This window comes from Acidimicrobiales bacterium (genome assembly GCA_041394265.1).
Taxonomy (GTDB): Bacteria; Actinomycetota; Acidimicrobiia; order Acidimicrobiales; family SZUA-35; genus JBBQUN01.
Genome location: JAWKIO010000005.1, coordinates 5,039,102 through 5,062,774, shown reverse-complemented (window position 1 = coordinate 5,062,774; position 23,673 = coordinate 5,039,102). Strand labels below are relative to the sequence as shown.

Here is a 23,673-nt window from a genome sequence, read left to right as displayed (position 1 = left end):
CCAAGTGCACACCATGGAGAACCACACCGATGACTCTTGAACAGTCTGACATCGACCGCTTGCTCGACGCGATCTCGATCGGAGAAGGAACCGATCTGGTCCGCCAGCTCGCCCAGTGGGCGCTGCAACAGTTGATCGAGGCCGAAGCGGCCGAAACGATCGGCGCCGGCCGGTACGAGCGCAGCATCGACCGGACCACGCATCGCAACGGGACCCGGCCGAGGACCTTGTCGACCAAGGCCGGCGATCTGGAACTCGGGATCCCGAAACTTCGCAAGGGTTCGTTCTTCCCCAGCATCCTCGAACCCCGCCGCCGGATCGACCAGGCCTTGTATGCGGTGGTGATGGAGGCCTACGTCAACGGCGTCTCCACCCGAGCGGTCGATGATCTGGTGGTGGCGATGGGGATCGACACCGGCATCTCCAAATCAGAGGTGTCGCGGATCTGCGCCGGTCTGGACGAACGAGTCGAAGCGTTCCGGACACGCACCCTGGGTCACACCAGCTTCCCGTACGTGTATCTCGACGCCACCTACATCAACGTCCGTGACGACGCCCTCGGGCAGGTCGTGTCCCGGGCGGTGGTGATCGCGACCGGGATCACCGCTGCGGGTGACCGCGAGGTGTTGGGTGTCGATATCGGTGATTCGGAGGACGAAACGTTCTGGCTCCGGTTCCTCCGCTCGATGCGTAAACGTGGTCTTGGTGGTGTCCGCCTCGTCATCTCCGACGCCCACGAAGGGCTGAAGGCCGCCATCCGCAAGGGGATCAGCGGGGCGAGCTGGCAGCGGTGTCGTGTGCACTACGCCCGGAATCTGTTGTCCAAGGTCCCGAAAGGGCAGCAAGAAATGGTGGCGGCCGCGTTCCGGTCGATCTTTGCGCTCGGCACCACCGGGGAGATCAACGGCCGTTGGGACGAGGTCGCCGACATGCTGGAGGCCAAGTTCCCGAAAGCGTCGTTGTCGATGCGTGACGCCAAGACCGATGTGTTGGCGTTCGGGGCGTTTCCGTCGTCGCACTGGCGCAAGATCTGGTCGAACAATCCGTTGGAACGACTGAACAAGGAAGTGAAACGGCGGACGAACGTGGTCGGGATCTTTCCCAACGACGCCGCCGCGATCCGGCTCATCGGTGCGGTGCTCGCTGATCAGCACGCCGAATGGGCGGTCGCTCGTCGCTACATGACCGAGGGGTCGATGGCGGACCTCAACAGTGTGCGCGACACTGAGCGATCACGGGCCCAACTCGAGGCCTGACACACCGAGCAACACACTCGGAACCCCACCACTCCACGGGACTCTGTCATCCGCTCGGCCTGGCCCCTACTGAGAAAGGTGAGGACTTGAGTCGTGAAGCGGTCATCGACGTGTGGCCAGAGCGCCTTGCGATCCTCGTCGGGACCGGTGACTGCGGATCGCACGAGAGCATCGTGGAGCGGGCCTGGACGTTCCTCGATGCAAAGTGCAAGCTCGAAGAGTTCGTGGCGAACCGCGACGTGTGTGGACGGATCCTCGATTGCTGCCACGATGTCGATCGCATGGAAGCTCAGCCACTTGCCAAGCTGAATCGAAGTCCATCGCTGTGGATCAGCGCGCCAGAGGTTCGAGACGAGCTTGAAGACAAGGTCGTCCTGAATGCCAGCAGCAACAGCGACTGCGCTGATGAACAACGGTTCGACGTCTCGGGATTCGTCGAGCCCTGGAAGATTGCGGTGAACGGAGCCGTAGGCGGCGTAGCGGAGCATGAACAGGACACGGTTGGCACGGGCCAGTCGCTGAAAGAGTCGCAGCGTCGAGGCGCCGACGATCGACTCGTACGTTTTCGACACCTCGAGATGGTCCATCGACCGGTCGGTGTTGAAGAAGCGTCGGACCTGGTCGGCTGACGCCCAGCTGTCGTCACCCCCAGTGACTTCCAGCCACTCCTGGTCAGACAGGTCGACTTCGGTGAACTCGACGTCCGGAAGTGTGATGGTTTGGGTTGAGCGCAATTCGAGGACGGCGCGGACGAGTTCGAGCTCAGCACGTGCGCGACCGGCGGTCTCCTGCTCCACTCGACACTCGACCCAGTCGAGCAGTTCGCGTGTCGGGTTCGGCATCGAAGAAGCGATCGATCGCAGAACGCCTGCGGCCCGCTGACGCTGAATTGCCGATCCGGTTTCGATAAGGGTCGTGAGCGTCGGGATCGCGAGCGTTGCAGGCAATCGAGTCGCGATGGCATGTGCCGATTCCGCGTCCACTCATTGCGTCCAAGCGCGTCATCGATCGCCAAGCCCGTGAAAGGACCGAGGGCTTCGATGCTCACTTGTGAGAGCGACCTCCACAGGCTCGTTCGTGTGGTTGCCTGCTGCGCTGCAGCGAGTAGCTCGGATGGGCGGTCGATGACGAACCGCTCGTAGCCGTCCATCGCTGGTAGTCCGGGGCTGAACTCGCCTACAACGATCGAGGCAGCCAGGTCGCTGATGTTCCAACCCCAACGCTCACCGCAGGCAACAATGTCGTCCACCGTCGACTTCTGAGTCGCGCTCCGATTGGTCGACACTCCGATGGCCAGGTCGATGATGTTCTTGAGGTTGGGTCGGGATCGGATCCCTACTGCCGGCGCCATTCGGGCAATCGCCTCGTCGGGAAGCGCGAGTAGCGCGGCCAAGACGAGCCGCGGTTCGACGACGAAGGAGTGGCTTCGTGACGTCGCCCGCTTGTTGATCGCAGCGAACTGTTCGGTCGTCGGCTCACGACCTTCGAGGACGTGTTCGATCAGGGGCGCTTGTAGGTCATCATGGACCAGCCCGTGTCGCAGCAACTCAGCGACCGAGCCGCCGAAGGCCGACAGGTCGGTGATGTCACTCCCGAGAACCGGGCAGATAGGGGAGTCGGACATCGTTGCCTATCGGCTCGAGGAGCGGGGAGTCGAGAATCAGGCGCCCGGGTGACCGGCGATGATCAGCGCGTCGTCGACAATCTCGGCAATGAGCACCGGCGAGAGTTGGCCCAGCTCAAGTGCAGCGTGCTCGTCGGGTCGATTGGAGCCTCCTTCGATCACGTACAGGCTCGACAGGGTGCAGTCGTAGTCGACGTGGTCGTAGCCACCGAGGAAGAGGCCCCGTTCGACGGAGAGAACGGCTTCGAGTCCGAGATCGGCGAATTGGGTGGTCACGCCGACTGAGAAGCCGGCTCCACCGGTGTCGGCGACCTGCCACCCCAGGCTTCTGGCCCTTGATGCGAGCAGATTGGCGCTGAGCTGACAACCGGCGACGACATCGAGGGTGCGCTGGCCGCGCGCTACTTCGATCGGGCGCCGGTCGAGCTGTGAGAACAGCGGGACCACTTCGTAGTCGGAAAGGTGCGTGGCTGCGGCCTCGATGGCGACACGGTCGAGGCGTAGCCCGTGCGCAATGCGTACCGGCTGGTCGTCGAGGACGAGTTCCTCGTCGTCCATCGTCAGCAGGCTGCCGTCGACCAGAGGACGGTACAGAACCTCGACGCCGGCGACGGTCGTGGACCACAGCAGCCGCGTCGCGAGCCGAACCATCGGCGGATGCCCGAGGATGTATCGGTTGAACTCGTCGCTCGACCAGGTCCGCTCGGTGGCCATTGCGCGGCGCAGTCGTTGTGGTTGGAAGTCTTGCGCGGCGGCGACATCGGCTGTGGCCTCTTTCAATGCCGACTTCTGGCCCTTGACCTGCTCGGGATCTTCATCGGCTCGGCCACGGGGCAGGGAACGGATGGTCTTGCCCGACGAGTCGTCGATCAGTGAGATCCCGGGATTCCCCGACAGTTGCGCCGTGAAGGTGCGTGCACCGAACTCGAACGTGCGTCTGCCTCGTTGGTCGAAGCCGCCATCGGGGACAGATCGGTCTGCGAGGTCGTCGACCGACCAGCCGCGATGGTCGGCGAGAAGCTTGATCTGGCGAGCTGCTTCCTGTTGGAGTGCCTTCGGGTTGAAACGATTGGCCATCGACATGACGGTTTGAACGGCTCGGGGCTCGTCCATCCACGCCAGCATCTCGATGAGCGCTTTGCTTTGGCTGGCCCTCTTGGACCGGTGCTTTCGAATGTAGGAGAGGGCCAGGTCGACTGCCGTTGGGCTGGCGCTGGCGGCGACCAGTGCGAGGATTCCCTGACTTGTGCGCGCCGAGCCGGCAAATTTCGCTTCGCACTCAGGCAGCAGCATCCCCTTGATCTGTTCGATCGTGAGCCCGGTGTACCGATGCGCAGGGTACTGCTGCGCCATTCGGTGCTGGCTCTGAGCCAACATCGTCGCTTCCTTCAGCGCATCGGCGCTGCTCACGCGCATCAGGTCCCGTTCCATCCACGCTTCGAGTAGTGAAAGGCCGAAGTCCGTGGCACTGTCCGAGGTCATCCGCGAGAAGTGGCGTCGCACGATTGGAGAGGGAACTGCGGACTTGTTCTTGGCGGCGCTGTGCAGAAACCAGTCGACGATCGTTCCGTCGACGAGGTCACCGTTCATCCATCGCAACGGTGGCAGTCCAGCGGTGTCGAGCCAGTCGATGGCTTTCGAACGAGACGTCTTCTTCGACATGGTCGCGGCTGCATCCAACCTCAGAGCCTCCGGGCTGAGGAACTCCTCCAGGTCGATGCCGAGGGTCTCGAGTGTGGTCAACACCGCCGCCTTCACCCGATCGTCGCGCTCCGAGCGCACGACGCTCAGCAGGGCGCTGGTCGCTTCTGGACTTGGGTGGATCCGGATCCACTCCGCAACGCCGATTCGCTCACGCTGGCCCCGGTCGAGGTAGGCGAGTACCTCCTGCGTGTACCGAGTGTCGATGACCGACAAGGCCCGCTGGCGGAACTCGGAGCCGAGTACTGCCGAGCGGATGAGGGCGTCGTCGATAGCTGCCGGACGATCAGGGCTGCTGATCAGCATCGAGACAAGCGCATCTCGGTTGACGCCGTAGTGCCTCGGACTCTCCAGGAGCTCGACGATGTCGAGTGCGTGGTGGCTGGCCCACTGCCGGATCTTCGTTGTCGAGAAGCGCTCAGGGTCACCCCTCCACAGCTCGGTCACGAGCCGAACGACCTCTGGCACGATGACGTGCCCGGCTTCGGCAACTGCGCTGAAGAAGAGCGGGTCGTCGCCGTCGTAGTCCGCCAGCCCGAGATGCGCCCGGTGGCCAGCGCCGTATGCCGCAAATTCCAGCATGAGATAGACCCGGTTGGCATCGGCAAGGGGACCGAGGAGATCCAGGTCGGCTGCGAGCCAGAGCGCTGTTCTGACTGTGAGTCTGTAGCTGCGGCCACCGCGCTCGTGGTGTGCTGTGGTCGATGGCCTGGTGCGTGACTCGAATTCTGACTGACCGCAGTGTCTTGTTGGGGACATGTCCGCATCCGGTCATCGGCCCCGGCCCTGGCCGGAGTGACTGGCCTGATCAGGAGCTCGACCGCCAGCTGATCCCTGGCGTGTCCCATCACAGTCCCGCCGATCTCCGCCCTGGACCGGAACCTCACGTTCCACGTTCAAAGGAGAAACGCAGTGACCATGCTGGCAGAAGTCGTCGACGTCGTCATCGGAGTCGACACCCACAAACACACCAACACCGCCGCTGTCGTTGCGGCATCGACCGGCGCCGTGATCGACAGCATGACCGCCTGCACCGATCTCGGTGGCCATCAGGCACTGCTCGAGTTCGCTGGGAATCACGGTGGCCTGCGGGTCTGGGCGATCGAAGGTGCGAACGGATATGGCGCCGGTCTCGCCCGTTGCCTGGCCGAGCGCGGTGAATGGGTGGTCGAACTCGATCGACCGAAACGAGCCAACCGTCGCCACGGAGCGAAGTCCGACCCGATCGACGCCGTTCGTGCTGCTCGTGAAGCACTCAGCCGTGAGCACCTGAGCGAGCCTCGCTCTGACGGGGAACGCCAAGCGCTCGCAGTTCGGCTGGCTGCCCGCCGCCTCGCTGTCGATAGCAGCACCGATACTCAACGCCAGATCCACGGGCTCGTCGTTGTCGCTCCCGAGCAGCTCCGGTCGAAGCTTCGGGGCAAGACCACGGCGGAGATGCTCAAGATCTGTTCCCGTCTTCGTGTGGATCCACGCTGGGACGTGGCGACACGTGAGACCGCACTCGTGTTGCGTTGTCTCGCCCGCCGGGCGATCAACCTTGCTGAGGAAGCCCGGGAGCATGAACGAGCGATCCTTCACCTCGTCCGCGCCTGGCGCCCAGACTTGTTGGACAACTGTGGTGTCGGCCCGATCGTGGCGGCGACCGTGCTCTGCGCCTGGTCACATCCCGGCCGCGTTCGCTCCGACGCTGCGTTCGCGATGCTTGCCGGCACCGCTCCGATTCCAGCCTCGTCGGGAATGACGATCCGGTATCGGCTGAATCGGTCCGGTGATCGCCGTCTCAACCAGGCCATCCACACCGTCGTCGTTACCCGCATGCGGGTCGATCCCGAGACCAGGGCCTACGTCGAGCGGCGCCGCGCCGAGGGCAAGACCGATCGGGAGATCAAACGTTGCCTCAAGCGATACGTCACGCGACAGCTCTTCCGCCAGCTCGAACATCACACCGCTTGACACGACATAGGAGCGTCCCCTTGGTTGGCGTACGACGCTCGTTGGAGCGTGCCGCTCAAGTAGCTCGCTACTTCGGGAGCGCTTGCGAACTCGTTCACCCGCGAGTGGCGGCCGCAGCGACGATTGCTGCCCACAGGTCGTCGCTCAACTCGACCCGCTCGAACCTCACCTCGGGTAGCACGACGGGTTCCGTCTCGCGATGGGCGAGGGTTGAGTGGGCCTTGTCGAGCACAGCGACGACCCTTGCCGAACTCTCGATTTCGATTCGTTGCTCGACCCAGCGGCGAACCGATGGCATCGGGACTTGTGCCTTGGTGATGCTGGCCAACAGCGTTGACGCGGCGTGGAAGCGGTTGGCCGGCGCGCATTGCTCGATCACGTCCTGGGTCTGTCGTACCGCGGCCAGCGGAGGCAGCTGAAGAGCGACCTGCCGAGCCGCAGTACGAAGCCCCTTGTCCGTCGATGCGGAGTCATCGATCAGGTCCGTGGCGAATGGCAGCAGTTGCTCACCTGAGAGCATTCGGAGCGAACGCCAAAGCTCCGCTCGACTGGGTTGGTCTTGAGCCGCTGCGAGGAGTTCAGCGCTGTTGTTGGTAACGAAGGACTCGAGACCTGCGAGCTCGCTGACATACATGGTGCCCTTCCTTCCGTCGACCAGGGCCGCGATCACGTCGCCGGTATCCCATCCCCATCGTCGACCGCAGGCAACGAGGTCGTCGATCGTCGTCGGATCGGTCATCAATCCGCGAGACCTGTCAGCGCCGCCGATCGCTGCGGTTGTGACAAGGGTCAGGGGTGGCTCAGCTCCGGCGAACGGGGTGGTTCGGTTGGCCGCTTCATCTGGCAAGCTCAAGACCGCAGCGAGCATGAGGCGTGGCTCGACCACCAACGTATGGACCCAGGACTTCAAGCGTTCGTTGATCGCAGTGACGGTGTCGGCGTCGGGCTGGGTTCCCTCGACGAAGTAGTCGATCAACGCTGAGTTGGTGTCGTGTTCGGCCAGCGCGAATCGGAGCACTTCGGTGGCCGAGCCGCCGAACGGTGTGAGGTCGGTGATGTCGGTACCGAGCTTCGGTCGGGTGGGGGAATCGGCCATTTCCAACTATCGGCGTTATCTGCGACGAGTGGAGGGTCATTCTGCGGAGTCTGGCGCGTCGCTGCCGTCGGCATCGCGCAGGAGGAGGAGCGTCCATGCGGCGCGTAGAACACTGACGGACGGGTCGGGTGCCGCAGCGATCACCTGGTGAAGGATGGTGTAGCCCCAATCACGAGCCGTCGACGCAAGCGATGTGAGGTCGGTCGATGTCGTTGGCCGTCGCCCGCCGTCGGCAACGCGAACGAGTCGGGCCGAAAGGCGGTCGAGGTGATCGATGGTGGCAATCGGCGCATTCGCCGACGCTGCCGTTTCGTCGGGGAGGACGCCGCCGGCGATTCTCGGGGCTGCGAGGTTTCGTAGTGTCCCGTTGGTCATCGCCGAGATCGGCCACAGTGACAGCGTCTGGCCATCAGCCCGAAGGCGACCGACGAGGTACTCGGGAGGGCCTTCAGATGCGATCCGCTCGAGGTTGGCAAGCGCTCCCACCGAGGAGGGGCGGTAGGGCATGGTGACCACGATGCCGGCTCCCGCTGCGGTTAGCTCCCACTGGAACTGCTGCGAGATCGTATCGAATCGGGGCGGCGACACTTGCCCCTCGACGGCGACGACCGTCCAGCCGGGCTCGGATCGGCCGAGGAGCCGGCTCGGTACAGTCGGCCTCGTACCGCCCCAGGCCAGGCGGGCGAGATCGTCGTTGGTGACCGGTCCGACGGTCGCCGCGGTGGTCGTTGGACTCGCGGACAGTCGGTGACTGCTGCTCGCCTTGGCACCCGACAGCGTCACGTGCTTGCCACTGAGCGCTGACACGTCGCCGACACCAGTCCAGCCCAGCGCTTCGGGTAGGTGCCGCCCGCTCACGACTCGTGGCCGGGCGACGGCGAAGAACCGGGCTGATGGCGTTGCGAAAATGCCGGTCGTTCCAGCGAAGCGATGGTCTCCCCAGTCATAGTGGCCCAGGCCCATGATGCGGAGCTGACCGACGGGTTCGTATCGCGCTCGGGCCGTGCCGCAGAGACCCTCGGGCAGCAGTTGACCGGCAGCGATCTGAGTGTCGATCGCCTCGGCGACCGCTGAGATCTCGGCCAGGTGATCGAGGAGCCGGCTGGTGTCTGCGTCGACGGAGAGCGCGGCGAGCGCATCAACTTGGTCTGCAGCCCGCTCGGCGAGGAGTGCGAGACGATAGAGCTTCGCACCGCGGAAGGATGCGGCCAGCGAATCGAGACGTTCACGTTCGGCATCACCGAGATGGAGAAGTCCGATGGCGACGAGGTCGCGGCACACGCGGTCTGCTCGTTGCACCAGGGCCTGCCGTTCCTTCGGCAATTCGGTTCGCCGGGCGGGTGTCGCGTCGTCTCGGACGACTTCACGTCCGTGGCTGAGCCACAGCGCGAGGACGGCGAGCGTCACGGATCTTCGATCGTTGGGCGTGGTCGGCTTGACGATTGCCGAGTCGAACGTGGTGGCCATGAAACGCACGATGGCGTGCGGAGGTGGAAGCTCGACGGTCACCGATCCGTCTTCGATCACGATGATCTGCGTCGGGTCGATCGAGGCCAGGCGCTGGTGCGCCCAGCGCAGTTCCGCTGACGTCGCCCACTTCGCGAGTTCCTCGTCATGACGCCCAAGCAGGCCGCTCAGAATGTCTCCGGCTGTTGGCGTCGAGCTGACGACGGGTCGGTCGGTCGGAGTCGGCGCAGGATGGAGATCTGCGTGCGCTTCGCGGAGCGCAATGATCGCAGCAATCACGTGTTGGCAGATTCCAGCTGTTGCGCAATCGCATGTTGCCTTGGACAGCGGCGTCGACCACTCGAAGCGCACCCGCCATTCAACGGCGATCACGTCGAGCGCGTCGGCCGATTCGAGCTGCGGAGGTGTCTCGAGGAGCTTGTGCGCTCGTCGCACGAGACCCTTGTTCGACAGGTGCTCGAGCGTTGCGTCGTCGAAGAGCGCAGCATCGACGAGGAGGGCGAGGAATCGGGCATCGTCGCCTGCCGTCCGCGATGGATCATCGCTCATCGCATGACACCCGCTGCCCATTGGGCGAACGACTTCGGTGTCATCGCTGCAACCGGCATGCCAGCGTTGACCACTCGCTCGGCAGTGTGATGGTCGAACGCCGGTGCGGCGACTTCGTCGAGCGCGGCGAGGCCCATCAACGTGACGCCGGCTTCGCTCAGGCGGCCAACCGTTGCGAGCAGCGATTGGACCGAACCCCCTTCGTAGAAGTCGGTGATGAGGGCAACGATGGTTCTGCTGGGGTTGGTCACGATCTGTTCGCAATAGCGAACGGCTTGGTCGATGTCGGTGCCGCCACCGAGTTGGACCGACATGAGGGTCTCGACCGGATCGTCGCTGAGGTGCGAGAGATCGATGACGGCCGTGTCGAAAACGACGACCTTCACCGACACGCCCGGCAAGCCTGAAAGCACACCGGCGAGGACAGCGCTGTGGATGACGGAGCCGACCATGGAGCCGGACTGATCGACGCAGAGGATGATCTCCCACGGATAGCGAACTCGGGAGCGTCGGAAGAACGAGACCTCTTCGATGAGGAGGCGCCTGCGTTCCGGGTCCCAGGTTCCGAGGTTTTCCTCGATGGTTCGTCGGGCGTCGATCACACCGGTCGGCCGCCGGGTTCGGCTCTGGGGGTTGACCCGGCCGGTGAGTACCGCTTCGATCTCGGTCCGTAGACGCTGCATGAGGTCCTCGACGACGTCGGCAACGATGCGCCGGACCGCACCGAGCGCTTCGGCTGGAACATCAGACTTCAGCGAGAGCAGCAGCTGCAACGTGTGGAGATTCGGCTCGACTCGTTCAAGTACTTGCGAGTCGGTGAGTAGCTGCGTCAGTCCAAATCGTTCGACCGCTTCTGCCGTCAGTTCCTCGGCGACCTCGTTGGGGAAGAGCTCGTTCACTGACTGCAGCCAGTCGACCAGGTGCGGTGCGGAATCCTCGAGTCCCGCGCTGCGCTGCTGAGACTCGCCGGGACCACCTCCGCTGCTGCCTACGCCCTCGGCGTCGCCTCGGAGACCGCGACCGGTGTAGAGCCGGTCGTACAGGTAGCCAAGCGCTCGGTCTCTTGCGTGTTGTGAAGGTGCGAGGGGTAGACGCGGCTCGGCGTACTTGCCGAGGATGAGTCGCCACCGCTGCTCAATGTCGCTCATGGTCGCATCCATCCGGCGAGGCCGTCGGTTTCGAGCTGGGTCTCGACGGTTGCCGAGGCCAGCGAATGCCGTAGCACCTCCCCAGCGGTCACTCCGCTGACACGCACATTGGCCCGGGAGCCGGTGATGGTGGTAACGATCTCGGCCAATCGATCGGTCTGTCGTGGTGCGAGCGCCGCAAATGCTGAGCGGAAGGAGGGGACTCGTCGCAAGAACTCCTCCTCGTCGAGGCTGCCGAAAGCGTCGGACAACACCCTGACCATGCCGTTGACGTCCCAGAGGGAATCGCGGGCGACCAAAATGAGCCCTGCGAGGAACAGGCCTCCGACGGCGCTTTCGGTGGCGGGCGCGAGATGACCGGCCGTCGTTGCGAGCAGATGATCGTCGTCGATCCGGCCCCCTCGCCATTCCAGTCCGGCGATCGCGCCTCGGAGCATGCCGGGTTCGACCCGGTCCCGCTGGTCGGCGAGCATGTCCCAGAACAGTTCGTGATCGAGTCCGGCCCAAGTATCGGTGGTGATGACTCGGTGCAGCGACTCCAGACTGCCGACGGTCGCTCGCCACTCCTCTCGTGGGGTCTCGTGCAGCCGGCTGCCGAGTTGACACGAACGGACGTAGAGCTGCTCGGCGAGTGCAGGAAGTGATGTCAGGTCGGAACCGCTCAAGGGTTCTCTCGCGGCCCACAAGAGCTCAGCTTCGGAGAGTGCGCCTACCAGGTCTGTGATGGATGGCTCGATGGCGAGTCGAGAGCGAATGCCATCGAGCGCTTCGGCGACGACGGACGGTACGCCTCGCTGGGCTGCGGTCATCACGAGGCGCATGAGCGCAGCGGCGCTCGGTTGGAACTCGAGAAGTTCGTAGAGTTCTCGTCGGGTCTTGTTGGCAACGGCTTCGACGACGCCGGCTCCCCACACCGAGGCCTCGGTGAGCGAAACGTCAGTGCTTCCGTCGACCCGGACTCGCCATCGTTCGCGAACCACATCCCGTCCGGCGGCACGTGAGAAGCGCAGCGGCGTGATGCAGACGCCGTAGACGACACCAAGAGCATCCAATCCATGGAGTAGCCGCGATCGACGTAGGTCTCGGTCGTTGCGATAGACGTCGAGATGCAGCTGCTTCGGCTCGGTCGTGTCATTGGGAAGCGCGAGTGCGGCGACGATGCGGTCGAAATCTTCGGCCAACGGCACGCGAGGTGTTCCCGGAGGGAGCACACCCAGGGCCGTGCCCGTCATGGAGAGGGCAGCGAAGTGTCGGACCGGGTTGAACACGTTGTCTTCGCCCTTGGTGAAGCAGCTCACCATGGCGTCAAGGCAGTCGTTGCGGCTCACCCTGCGTCGGTTCCGGAGCTTGCTCAACTGTTCGGCGGCGACGAAGGCATCGACGACCGACGGCAGGCTCGGTTGGCCATCACCGCTGACGCTCCGCACTTCGGTGGCGACTTCGCTGATGAAACGATGTGCGGTCACCACTGCACCGGTGCCTCCCGCTCGGCGTTCCTCCCAGGCCGCCTGATACCAGCGTGGACTCGGCATTCCGGCGGCATAGCCGCTCAGCGCGTCGAGCCGCTCGAAGGAGTAGCGGATGAGACCATGCCCATGGTCAACGACGGAACGGACGGGGGCGACGGTCACTGGTGCCGAAGCCGTGCCGGTGACGATGCTGTCGACGAGCGCTGGCAGCGCAACGCTGTGGAACGCTCCGGTGACGACGACGATCGGCCGGGGATCCGAGCTCATCTCGACTCGAACCGCGGCGATACGGGTTGCCATGGCGAACTCACGCTGCTCGGTTCCGTCCCGGCGGAGTTCTTCGGTGCCGACGCCCGCTCGGGCAAGTGAACCGTAGGTCAGCACCGCAGCGACGGTTTCCTCGAGCGGGAGATCAGTCGCCTCGACCATGTGGTCCCACAATTCGTTGTGGTCGCGGCAGCCGAAGTGTTCCGCAGCTGCGGCCAAGGTGGCAGAGAACTCGAAGCGCCGCTCGTCGGTATGGCCGGCAGGAGAGGAGTCCAACCGAGCAAGGGAGTGATCGTCGAGATCGATGAAGCCGAGTCGAGCTTCAATGGCTCGGCCGGAGCGGAGGGCAACCGTTTCGGGCGAGTAGTCACAGAACGGGTGGTAGAACGCACGTCGGATCGGTTCTGCAGCTCGATGATCGACTTCGTCCTCCGCCGGTGCGAACTGGTCGGCGTCGACCTCAGACACCGGCGCGTAGGTGACATGGCTATAGATCGCCAGCGGCATTCGGGCGGCAGGATCCACCAGGAAGTCAATCTGGTCATCGAAGGCGGGAGGACCCTCGACGAGCACAGCGCATGGTCGTTGTTCCGCGATGATTTCGGCGACTACGTGTGCGCAGGTCGGACTGTGATGGCGGATCGGCACGTAGATCACCGGCGGAGCGAGAAGGCCCGCAGCAGCCTTCCGTACATCATCGGCTTCCGTTGGTACGTCGGTGTCCATCAGATGCAATCAGGCGAGCTCGGAACGGACATCCCACAGGTCGCGCCATGGGCCTGACCGCTTCTTCACCACCACGTCGAGATAGTGCCGGAGTTTGGCTTCGTCATCGGGGTTGTCCTTGAGGACCGTTCCGATCAGTTGGCGGCCGATCTGGCGGCCTGTGGGCACGCCATCGTCGAGGAACACTGCCTCGAGGCAGGCGGCGTAATTGATGGCGACGGCCTCGGCGGTGGACATGACGGCAGTCGGTCGTTCCAGAACGACGCCTTCGCGGGTCGATCCGTGACGAAGCTCGTTGAAAACCGTGACCAGCATGTCGACCACGTCGTCCGGGGTTTCCACGTCGAGGCCGCGTTCGGCCAGGAGCTGTTGGGTCTGGCTGACGATCAACCGATGTTCGAGGACAGGGTCGGCGATGGGTCGTACGGTCTCGAAGTTGAAGCGTCGCTTGAGTGCCGACGACATTTCGTGGACACCCCGGTCACGTAGGTTGGCCGTTGCGATGACGTTGAATCCCCGTCGTGCTCCCACGAACCCGGAGGCTCCCAACTGGGCAATGGTGAGGTACTTGTCGGACAACACGGCGATGAGCGCGTCTTGGACCTCGGCCTGCATCCTCGTGATTTCCTCGATGCGTACGATCTTGCCGTCACGCATCCCCTTGAGCACGGGTCCGGGAACGAGCGCATCTTCGGAGGGCCCGTTGGCGATGAGCATCGCATAGTTCCAGCTGTGCAGGACCTGGTCCTCGGTGGAACCCGCCGTTCCCTGCGCAGTCAGCGTGGAGTCGCCGCTGATCGCTGCGGCGAGGAGCTCAGACAGCATCGACTTCGCCGTTCCCGGTTCACCGACGAGCAGGAGCCCACGATTGCCCATGAGTGTCACGAGACAGCGATCGACCAGCGGGTCGTCGCCGTAGAACTTTCTGGCGATGTCGAGTTCGGGGTCGCCGAGAATGAAGCGCCTCGCGGCCCGTGGACTCAGCGCCCAGCCGTCCGGACGAGGTCCGCGGTCGTTGAGCCGGAGCCGTTCGAGTTCGTCGCCGAGCCGGAGTTCGGCGGGGAGTTGCAGGTCGCTCATCAGTGCACCTTCTTGGCATGGTCCGGGTCGAAGCCGCTGCCGCCGTTTGCGATCGCCAGCACTTCCGCGAACAACTCGGTCAGCAGAATCGGCGGTATCTCGGTCAGTTTCATGGCCGACTGGCGATGAATGTACGACTCCTTGGCAGGCACGACGTAGAACTCGCCGATGGCGCATTCCCACGATCCGACGTCGTATGCCCCCGCGGGAACGCCGCCGAGGACCTCGACCACAGCGGTCATCGATTCGCTTGGGATGACCTTGACGATCTCGTACACCATGCCCCCGTCGTGCGGCGTCCCCATCTGCCAGCCGTGGCGGTTCATCTGGCCACGAAGTGACCCGTCGTTGTGCATGAATCCGACGAGATCGGTGATCGCCAGCTGTTCGGGGAGGAGGTCGAGTTGAGGACGCCCGAACTGGGCGAACAGGGGAGTGACCTCGTAGTCGGCGATGTGCTGCCGCCAGCGGCTTGAGAGATCCCCGGGAAGGAGCCGTTCGTGGGCGATGGTGATCTCCCAGGCCGGATCGAGAGCGAGGTCGCCGTCGTCGATGGTGATGAGCGAGCCGTCGGTGAGCGGCCGGAAGCCGATCACGTCGTCGGGGGTCGTCGCAACCCAGATCAGACGCGTGGCGAGGCGCACCATCACGGGGTGCCGGACGAAGTAGCGCTCGAAGTCGTCGCTCGACCAGCGCCGCTGCACCGACATGGCGAGATGGAGCCGGTCAGGCTGAAGGGCCAGGACGGCTTTCAGGTCCTTCTTGGCTGCTGCGAGGTCGGCCTTTGCTTGCTTGATGTTCTCGGCATCTTCGCCGGAGCGACCCGGGGGCAGACTCTTGAGGGTCTTGCCGGTCTCGTCATTGACGAGTGTGACCGACAAGTCGTCGCCGAGGTGTGCGGTGAAGGTGCGGGCGTCGTAGCTGATCGTTTGCCGACCATCGGACTCGAAGCCCCCAGCGGGCACGCTGCGGTCGGCAAGATCGTCGAGGGTCCATCCGTGTCGCTCTGCGAGGAGTTCCGCCTGCAGTAGTGCTTCGTTCTGCATGCCCTTCGGCCGAAAGCGAGTTGCGACCGACATGACCGCTTGCACGGTGGCCGGTTGATCAATCCATGCCAGCATCTGCAGCAGCGACTTGCCCTGACTCATGCGGTGACCGCGGTGCCTGCGAATGTAGGCCATCGTCCTCTCGGTCACATCGGCGCTTGCCGAGGCGGCTACTACGGCCAGAAGTCCCTTGCTCGCCGTCGCCGACGTGGTCATGGTCTGCCGATAGTGCGCAGTGAGTTCATCCTCGATCTGTTGCAGCGTCTTCGTCGCACCGCTCGGCGTGCTCTGTTGCCAGCGGAAGTGGTGCGCTGCCGACTTGCGAGCCTCTGCCCGTGCTTCGTGCTCCGTCACCGGTCGTTGATCTTCGTTGAGCCAAAGGTCGAGAAGTGTCGCGCCGAATCGTTCCACTTGTGCGCGGTCCATGTTGGCGAAGTGACGCCGGAGGATTGGCGAGGGTTCAGCCGACTTGTTCTTGACCGCCGAGGTGAGGAACCACTGCACGATCGCTGGCTCGACGGGTCGGCCGTCGGTCCAGGTGAGTGCGGGCAGGGACTCGAGCGAGAGCCACCTGAGGGCCTTGGGTACGGTCGATGACTTGGCCAACGCCCTGGTGGCGTCGGCCAACAACGTGTCAGGGCCGACGAACTCATCGAGTGGCTGATCGAGTATCTCGAGTGCCGAGAGCATCGTCGTCTTCGCCCGATCGTCTGACTCGACCCGAGCTGCGGTGCGGAGGCCCTCGATGGCCTCGTTCGTCGGGTGGGCTTTGAGCCACTCGGCGGCGCCGAGGCGCTCGCTCGTCGTTCGGCTGGTCAGGAAGGGGAGGACATCACGGGTCCGGTCCGGTCCGACGAGCTTGTAGAGGGCCGTTCGATCGGCGACATAGCCAGCGACGGCAGCCCGAACGAGCGACGAGTCGAGCGCATGCGTCAGAGCTGCAGCCCGACCGATCAGCTCGAAGACCCTCGCGCGCTCGAATCCCCAGCTCGGTCTGGTCACGATGATGGCAATGAGCTCGTCGCTGTAGTAGCGGACGAAGTCGGTCAGCTCCTGCGTCGACCAGAGCTCGGGATCCCCATGAGCGAGGTGGGCGACGACGCCGATGACGGTGTTCGAATCGCAGCGATCGACCTCGGCGACGGCAGCGAGAAGGAGGGGGACCGGTCGCTCGACATGTGTGAGAAGCCGAGCAAGGTCCGACCAGTCGAGGTTGAAGCTGTAGCTGCCTCCAGAGATCAGTACGCGTGCCACATGTGATGACGTCACCTTCCGGAGGGCACGCGGCTCATTCGCAAGTGCAGTCGCCAGAAGGAACCGTGAGGTGGTGAATCGCTCGGCAGACTCCCCGTTCATCGCCGCGGTGAGTTCGGTGGCAAGATCGAGTCGACCAACCGGGGTCAGACCAAGCAGGTCGAGGTGTGGGAGCTCGACACGCGGTAGCAACGGCATCTCAGGGTCGCTGGTTTCATCGAACTCGAGGGACGCACGAGCTCGTTCGATCGCCTCGGCCACCTTGGTAGACCGGTTGTCCGCAGCAAGGTCGTCGAGCCACATCCGCACCTGAGTCGTGTCGTGATCGGCCGATAGACCGATAGCGAGATCGATTGCTCTGGCCCTCTGAGCAGATGGCGCGGATTCGGCAAGCCTGCGCAAGGCTTCGGCTGTCACTTCGATCGGCAACCGGGCCAGCATGGGTGCAGTGGCTGATCGGAGATTCTTCGAATTGGCCGTCGCTGCGTCGCAAAGCTGGTCTGCCAGCAGCACCAACACCTCGGGATCCGTCGACTGGAGTCGCACCCAGTGCTGCTCGTGATCGGATGACGCCGGCGTCAGAGCGCTCCGGAGCCGCTCGATGTCGGCGATCAGCCGATCGGCGAGGCCTTCCCGACCAGCGAGCGATTGGATGACGTTCCCCCAGCGGATCGCTGGCGAGACGATGGAGTTGACCAATACCTCGGCTGGCCACCCCAGCGCCGGGCCTACCGCATCGAGGTCGTGCAGCGTCACCGTTGCGTCGCGGCCAACCAGCCTTGTCACGATGTTCTCGAATTCCCAGACGCCGACGACGAGATCGCCGAAACGTTGGCGCTCGGCCGGCGTCAGCGCAGCTGCGACCGCCAATGAGACTCGTGGCGCACCGATCAACGCCCGATGCCCTGCGCCGAGGGCCACCGAGATGTGGTAGTTCGCGCTCGCAAGTGGGTGAGAGGTGGGTTTGGGCCTGGTCCCGTCCTTGACGTAGGCGATGACCTCGGCGAGCTGCGAGCTTGGTTGCAGCACCGTGGCGAGCAGCTGCTCCCACGAGCCGTCAAACTCTCTCAGATCCAGAATGTCGTCGCCGAGTCTCCGAGGCCCACGATGTCGCTTCATCCATCTTCGCATGCGCCGCTCCCCTGATCTGCTGCCTCATCTGCTATCGGCTTGGGTCGATCGACGATGAGCATGGCCATGATTGCTCACGATGATTCCCCGTAGGTGGAGGACAATGTCTCGACCACCATCTCCATTGGAGTTTCCTGTAGATGAGCAACAGCGAAGCCGCCGATCGCACCGAGGCCCTCCGGGTTCTTCACGTCGCGATTGACCCTCCCGTCGGTGCCCGTCTGCGCTCGCGCCTTCATGCGGTGAGGCCAGCGCACGGTGACTGGGATATCGAGGCGCTCATTTCGGCGATGAGCGGTGAATCGAGTTCCGGCCATGATCTGGACCGTCTCCTCCTGTACGCGCAACGACGTGATCCCGGTATCGCCGATGAGCTGCAGGTGGTTCACTTGGCTCGCATCATCAACCTGGGCTTCGAAGGAAGTTCGCGTCGATCGGTGCATGCTCGGGCCGCATTGATCGAAGCCTTCGGACAGCCGACGCCGATGGAGTTGGCAGCTGTCGCCGACGCCGATGGGAGACCAAGTGCCGAGCTGCCCGTCGTGCTGGGGGTTCTCGCCGACGAATCCGCTTCCCTGTGGAGCGAGGCCGACGTTCGAGCGTACGTGCATTTCCGGCACGACGATCTGATCGAGTGCGGCCTCACCGGCACCATTATCGACCGGGCGGTGGCCCGCGGTCTGCTCGGGTCCGACATCGCCAGCGACCTCGTGCCGTATCTCACCGCTGGTGCTGCCGCAGCGCGTCAGGCCGCTGCGGAGTGGATGCGCTCGTTGCGTGACGCTTCGGTTGAGCCTGCGCTTCGCGTCGCAATTGCCAGGGAGAAGCTCGACCTCGTCAAGCAGGCGCAGATGGCCGCCATCGAATCTCTCGGTGGCTCGCTCGAGGAATACTTGAATCCTCAGCGTTTGCTCGCTGACGCCACAAAGGCGATGAAGAAGGGCCTGCCCCCGGCCATCGATTGGCTCGACCTCGCGCGGCTCCCCGAGCTGCGGTGGGCTGACGGCTCCCCGGTCGATCCGGTCATCATCCAGTGGTTCATCGTGAGCGCTGTGAAGTCGAAGACAGCCGAGCCATCGCCGTTGCTCCGCCGCCACTTCGCACGGATGGTCGAGAGCGATGTGGAGGAACTCGCGCAGTGGCTACTCGACCGCTGGATCACACAGGATCTTGCGGGCATTCCTCCCGCTCGAACCGCGAGCGAAGCGACGTCAGCCCGCTTCCTGGCCATGGCCGAGGGCACGCTCGGATCGGCCCTGCCGTCGAAGGGCCTCCTCGCCGTTGTCGCCGCGGGCGGCGGAGCACCGATCGTTGCCCCGAGCGTCGCCTACATCGACATGTGGCGAGGCAACCGCACCAGTCAATGCAAGTCGCTGATCCAGATGCTGGCCTGGATCGACCACCCGCTTGCAGCGCAAGCGGTGTTGTCGATCAGCACCCGCTTTCGAACCAAGACGATCCAGGCAGAAGCAGCGCTTCAGACCGAGCTTCTCGCGGAGCGCAAGCAATGGACCCTCGACGAACTGGGAGATCGGACCATTCCCACGAGTGGGTTCGATCACGATGGTCGACTGGTGCTGAGCTATGGCCAGCGCACGTTCACCGCTCAACTGACTGACGACCTGAAGGTCGTGCTTGTCAACGACCAGACCGGATCGTCGATCAAGGCGCTGCCCGAGCCTCGCGTCGACGAGGATGACGAAGTGGTGCGTCGGGCCAAGGCTGACCTGGCAACCGCAAGGAAGGAGATCAAGCAGGCGGCGTCGTCCCAGCCGAGTCGGCTGGCGAGGGCGATGTGCATGCAGCGGGCCTGGACGCTCGAGGACTTCCGGCGAGACATCCTTGGCCACCCCGTGATGCGTCGAGTTGCCTCCCGATTGGTGTGGACCGCTGAGACCGAGACGGAGACCTTGACCTTTCGGCCGCTGACTGATGCCACCCTGCTCGACGTGGAGGACCAAACCGTTGGTCTTTGCGACGATGCGGTGATTCGCGTTGCACACGATCTCACGGTCTCGCCCGGTGACGGTCAACGATGGTTGGCCCACCTGCGCGACTACGAGGTGTCGCCGCTGATCACGCAGTTCGGACGGCCGCCCGTGCCCGAGCAGCTCGGCGACGTGATCGACGACTTCAACGGTCATCTGATCGGAACATTCAAACTCAAGCGGATGATGACCAAACTCGGCTGGGGCGCCGGTGGATCAGCCGGGGGAGGTGTGATCGACTCGATCGTCAGGCAGTTTCCTGGATCCGACTTCGAGGCGATTCTCGATATCGCTGGGATGCCCGCCTACGCCGAGGACTGGACGACCGCACTGAGGTTGCTGTACTTCATCCGCGTCGGCCAACGACCAGTAGCAGGCAACGCTGCGCCGATCGCTTCGCTCCCACCGGTGCTCGTAGCCGAGATCTACAACGATGTGGCCTCGATCGCCGCCGCCGGGACCGGCTTCGATCCCGAATGGGAGGTCAGCGGCGCACTCGGCAAGCGTTGAGACAGTGGACACAGCTGCGCATTGTCGCTCGGTCGGATGCAATGCCTCGCGTAACCGCCGGCATTTCTGTCCGTCTCGTGTGGCATGACTGACAACAACGCAACGATTGCCTCCGACCAGATCCGCATCTCGATCGAGATCGGCGCCGACTATGCCATGAGCGACACGCTGGCCTCGCTGCTCCAGCAGGTGCAGGCCGAGGTCTCCGATGACGAGGTGAGTGGCTTCGCCATGGACTTCATGAATCTCAAGCCCCGCACCGGTCTGGACTACCTGACGATCACGATGGAGAACGTCAAGGTTGCGGGCTACACGGAGAACGACTCGAAGGGCAAGAAGAAGGGCATCTGAGCGTGCCCACGACTGCGATCTCGGCGCCGCTGGAGGTCACCTCGGTCGACGAGTTGTTGGATGCAGCTCGTGTGCTCGTCGACAGTGACGTTCGGGGCATCGCCGCTCGCCCCGAGTTCCCGATCTCGTGCGGACCGGGCTGCGGCGCATGCTGCCGCCAAGCCGTGCCGGTGACCGCCGCTGAGCTGCGTGCGGTGCGCGCCTGGCTCGATGGGTTGCCCGACGACGAGCGGATGGCCCACGAGCGACGCATCGCTGCGACCAAGACTCGACTCGACGCCGCCAATGCCGAAGCCATCGGCATCGAGAACGAGCGGGCCTACTTCGCCCTGGGAATCGCTTGCCCGTTCCTCGTTGACGAGTCGTGCAGCATCCACCCGGCACGACCGCTGGCCTGCCGAGAGTACGTGGTGACATCGGATCCAGCGCACTGTGCGACCCGAGCCGACGGTCAGATCGTGCGGATCAGCGCGACCCACGACGTCCTCGGCGCGTTCGCTGCCGTGTCCGCCGAGCTCGGTGAACCGGTCGAATACCTCCTCGCCCCGGCCATCGCTCGGCCCGTTCCCGAGGCACCGGTGTTGGAGCCACGCCCGACACCCGACCTGCTGCGGACGCTGATGGGCCGACCAACCTGACCAACCGGACGCGGTCAGCGTTCCGGGAGACGAGGTCAATCGGCCGGAACGGCGCCCGGACCGGTGAGGCGTGGCACGACCTCTCGAGCCAGCCGCTCGACCATCGGCCCCATCAAGTCGGGGTCGACACCGGGTGGCAGTCCCGACGATGCGATGTCGGTGATGCCGAACTCGTCGATGAAGCCCTGGAGCTGGGCGACGCATTCGTCGGGTGTGCCGATGATGACCGTCTGCGGGATGGTGTCGCCGCCTCGCCAGCCGTAGTCGTCGGGCGTGTCGGCCATGAACGTGTCATAGACACTCATCCGGTGCTGCTCGGCCCGACGCAGGATCGGCCAGTCCCGTTCCTTGTCGTCGGTGACGTAGATCGAGCGGATCAACCCCACCCGGTGTTGCGCAGGGGAGCGGCCGGCATCGGCGACGGCTTCGCGCCACGGGTCGAGCACCTCGGATCGCCGGCCCTGGGGGAGCAGGTTGGTCCCGAAGCGTGCCGCCCGCTTGGCCCCGGCTTCGGACATCGCCGCAATCCACAGTGGCGGACCGCCGGGCTGCACCGGCTTCGGGTGTACGTCGACGTCGTCGAGTCGGTAGCGCTTGCCGTGGAAACTGAACGGTCCATCGGACCAGGCGAGCCGGAGAATCTGGATCGCCTCCTCGGTCATCGACACCCGGTTCTTCAGCGGTACGCCGAACGCCTCGAACTCCCGGGGCACGTAACCCATCCCGATGCCGAACTCCATCCGTCCGTTCGAGATCAGGTCGAGCACGGCGAGCTCCTCGGCCAGGCGGATCGGATGGTAGAGCGGGAGCAGCGCAATGTCGGTCGAGATGCGCACGCGTTCGGTCCGGGCTGCAATCGCGCCGGCCAGGGGCTGAAACGCCGGCAGGTAGCCGTCCTCACAGAAGTGATGCTCGGTGAACCAGACATGGCTGAGGCCGAACTGATCGGCCATCACCGCCTGTTCGATGGTGGCGGCGTAGACGTCGCTCATCGTCATGTCGGATCGCGGATCGAGCCGACAGTCGTACATCAGCCCGATGCGAAGCGGTGGTGACGAGATCGTACGATCGGGAGCGTCGGCTGTCGTATCCATCGCTCCAGTCTGTTGCACGGCAACCGTTGCTGCGAGCCGACCCGGTGTTCGACCCGGGATCGTGCAATCTGGCCGAGTGGTCGAGTGGGTCGACGGTACCGGCTAGCAGGGTGCTGAAGTTCGTCTGATTGGGGCTCGCGTTCTGGGCGGGGATCGAAAATACTGGTGGGTATGCGTGGAACGCCTGATCGCCAGTTGTCGATGTTGTCGTCGCTCTCGACCGAGGACCTGATCCCGACCGATCATCCGATCCGCCGGATCCGGGCTGTGGTCGACGAAGTCCTGGCTGGCATGGATGACCGGTTCGATGCCATGTACGCGGACTCGGGCCGCCGCAGCGTGCCGCCCGAGACCCTGTTGAAGGCGACGGTGTTGATGGCGCTCTACTCGATCCGTTCCGAGCGGGCGTTCTGTGAACGGTTGAACTACGACATGTTGTTCAAGTGGTTCCTGGACATGGCGATCGATGATCGGGCGTTCGATCCGACCACGTTCACCAAGAACCGTCAACGCCTGTTGGATCATGCGATCGCGGACGAGTTCTTCGCCGCCGTCGTCGCCCAGGCCAGGTTGCGGCGCTACACCTCCTCGGAACACTTCAGCGTGGACGGCACGCTGTTGCAGGCGTGGGCATCGAACAAGAGCTTCAAACCCAACGACAGGTCCGACGACGACGGCGACGGGAACGGGTTCAAGGGCCGCAACGCCGAGGTCGACTTCAAAGGCCAGCGGCGATCGAACAAGACCCACACCTCCACGACCGATCCCGAAGCGATGCTGTTCCGGAAGTCTTCCAACGCCGCAGCAGAGCTGTCCTACATGGGGCATCTGTTGATCGAGAACCGGTCCGGCCTGATCGTCGATGTCGAGCTGACCCAAGCGACCGGTTACGCCGAGCGGGACTGCGCGACCGAGATGCTCAAACGGTTGCCGGCATCGGGTCGGCGTCGGACCGTGGCGGCGGACAAGAGCTATGACACCAAAGACTTCGTGGCCGGAGTCCGGGAGTTGGGGTTCACCCCGCATGTCGCGCAGAACACCTCGAATCGTCGCTCCGCGATCGATGGCCGCACGACCCGGCACGAGGGCTACCGCACGTCGCTGCGGATCCGGAAACGCGTGGAGGAACCCTTCGGTTGGATCAAGACCGTCGGGGCGGGCCGCAAGCTCCGCTACATCGGCCAGACCAAGAACCGGGCCTGGCTCAAGATCGAGGCAGCGACCTACAACCTGATCCGGATCTGCGCCCTCGACACCGCCATACCAGCCTGAAGCCAGGGCCCCGACAGCTACCCGAGCCGGTCCTCCGGCCAGCCCAGGGC

16 protein-coding genes are annotated in these 23,673 nt (G+C 64.3%); 7 read left to right on the top strand and 9 right to left on the bottom strand.

The window, feature by feature from the left end; translation table 11 throughout:
• Positions 1–29: 29 nt before the first annotated feature.
• Positions 30–1,256: an IS256 family transposase gene (locus tag R2733_24185; protein ID MEZ5379622.1), complete on the top strand. Its 1,227-nt coding sequence runs from the start codon at positions 30–32 to the stop codon at positions 1,254–1,256.
• Between the two features lie 173 nt (positions 1,257–1,429).
• Positions 1,430–1,885, top strand: a complete 456-nt coding sequence (locus R2733_24180; protein ID MEZ5379621.1) for a hypothetical protein — start codon at positions 1,430–1,432, stop codon at positions 1,883–1,885.
• 1,031 nt (positions 1,886–2,916) lie between these two features.
• Here R2733_24180 and R2733_24175 read toward each other — a convergent pair.
• Positions 2,917–5,163: a DUF4132 domain-containing protein gene (locus R2733_24175; protein ID MEZ5379620.1), complete on the bottom strand. Its 2,247-nt coding sequence runs from the start codon at positions 5,161–5,163 to the stop codon at positions 2,917–2,919.
• 336 nt (positions 5,164–5,499) lie between these two features.
• On the opposite strand from R2733_24175, the gene R2733_24170 reads away from it, so the two are divergent.
• Positions 5,500–6,537 (top strand): IS110 family transposase, encoded by a 1,038-nt coding sequence (locus tag R2733_24170; protein MEZ5379619.1) that lies wholly within the window; start codon positions 5,500–5,502, stop codon positions 6,535–6,537.
• 94 nt (positions 6,538–6,631) lie between these two features.
• On the opposite strand, the gene R2733_24165 is transcribed toward R2733_24170, so the two are convergent.
• From R2733_24165 to R2733_24135, 7 genes are all read right to left on the bottom strand, one after another.
• A complete protein-coding gene (locus tag R2733_24165; protein MEZ5379618.1) occupies positions 6,632–7,633 on the bottom strand; it encodes a hypothetical protein in 1,002 nt (333 codons plus the stop codon).
• 36 nt (positions 7,634–7,669) lie between these two features.
• On the bottom strand, positions 7,670–9,649 hold the full coding sequence (locus R2733_24160) for a hypothetical protein (GenBank protein ID MEZ5379617.1): 1,980 nt from the start codon (positions 9,647–9,649) through the stop codon (positions 7,670–7,672).
• The gene (locus R2733_24155; protein MEZ5379616.1) at positions 9,646–10,797 is read right to left on the bottom strand and encodes a VWA domain-containing protein; all 1,152 of its coding nucleotides are present in this window, start codon (positions 10,795–10,797) and stop codon (positions 9,646–9,648) included. The genes R2733_24160 and R2733_24155 overlap by 4 nt, the downstream gene beginning before the upstream one ends.
• The gene (locus R2733_24150) at positions 10,794–13,259 is read right to left on the bottom strand and encodes a DUF5682 family protein (GenBank protein ID MEZ5379615.1); all 2,466 of its coding nucleotides are present in this window, start codon (positions 13,257–13,259) and stop codon (positions 10,794–10,796) included. The genes R2733_24155 and R2733_24150 overlap by 4 nt, the downstream gene beginning before the upstream one ends.
• A gap of 9 nt (positions 13,260–13,268) precedes the next feature.
• On the bottom strand, positions 13,269–14,339 hold the full coding sequence (locus R2733_24145; GenBank protein ID MEZ5379614.1) for an AAA family ATPase: 1,071 nt from the start codon (positions 14,337–14,339) through the stop codon (positions 13,269–13,271).
• On the bottom strand, positions 14,339–17,668 hold the full coding sequence (locus R2733_24140) for a DUF4132 domain-containing protein (GenBank protein ID MEZ5379613.1): 3,330 nt from the start codon (positions 17,666–17,668) through the stop codon (positions 14,339–14,341). The genes R2733_24145 and R2733_24140 overlap by 1 nt, the downstream gene beginning before the upstream one ends.
• Before the next feature lie 176 nt (positions 17,669–17,844).
• Positions 17,845–18,390, bottom strand: a complete 546-nt coding sequence (locus tag R2733_24135) for a hypothetical protein (protein ID MEZ5379612.1) — start codon at positions 18,388–18,390, stop codon at positions 17,845–17,847.
• Here R2733_24135 and R2733_24130 point away from each other — a divergent pair.
• From R2733_24130 to R2733_24120, 3 genes are all read left to right on the top strand, one after another.
• Complete coding sequence (locus R2733_24130) at positions 18,376–20,268, top strand: DUF4132 domain-containing protein (protein MEZ5379611.1); 1,893 nt, start codon at positions 18,376–18,378, stop codon at positions 20,266–20,268. The two genes, R2733_24135 and R2733_24130, sit on opposite strands and share 15 nt — an antisense overlap.
• Positions 20,269–20,352: 84 nt before the next feature.
• Positions 20,353–20,619, top strand: coding sequence for a hypothetical protein (locus tag R2733_24125; protein ID MEZ5379610.1), 267 nt, complete (start codon positions 20,353–20,355; stop codon positions 20,617–20,619).
• A gap of 2 nt (positions 20,620–20,621) precedes the next feature.
• Positions 20,622–21,257, top strand: a complete 636-nt coding sequence (locus R2733_24120; protein ID MEZ5379609.1) for a YkgJ family cysteine cluster protein — start codon at positions 20,622–20,624, stop codon at positions 21,255–21,257.
• A 35-nt stretch (positions 21,258–21,292) separates the two neighbouring features.
• Here R2733_24120 and R2733_24115 read toward each other — a convergent pair whose 3' ends face one another.
• Positions 21,293–22,351, bottom strand: a complete 1,059-nt coding sequence (locus R2733_24115) for an LLM class flavin-dependent oxidoreductase (GenBank protein ID MEZ5379608.1) — start codon at positions 22,349–22,351, stop codon at positions 21,293–21,295.
• A 171-nt stretch (positions 22,352–22,522) separates the two neighbouring features.
• Between R2733_24115 and R2733_24110 the strand changes: the two genes are divergently transcribed.
• Positions 22,523–23,623 (top strand): IS5 family transposase, encoded by a 1,101-nt coding sequence (locus R2733_24110; protein MEZ5379607.1) that lies wholly within the window; start codon positions 22,523–22,525, stop codon positions 23,621–23,623.
• Positions 23,624–23,673: the final 50 nt, after the last annotated feature.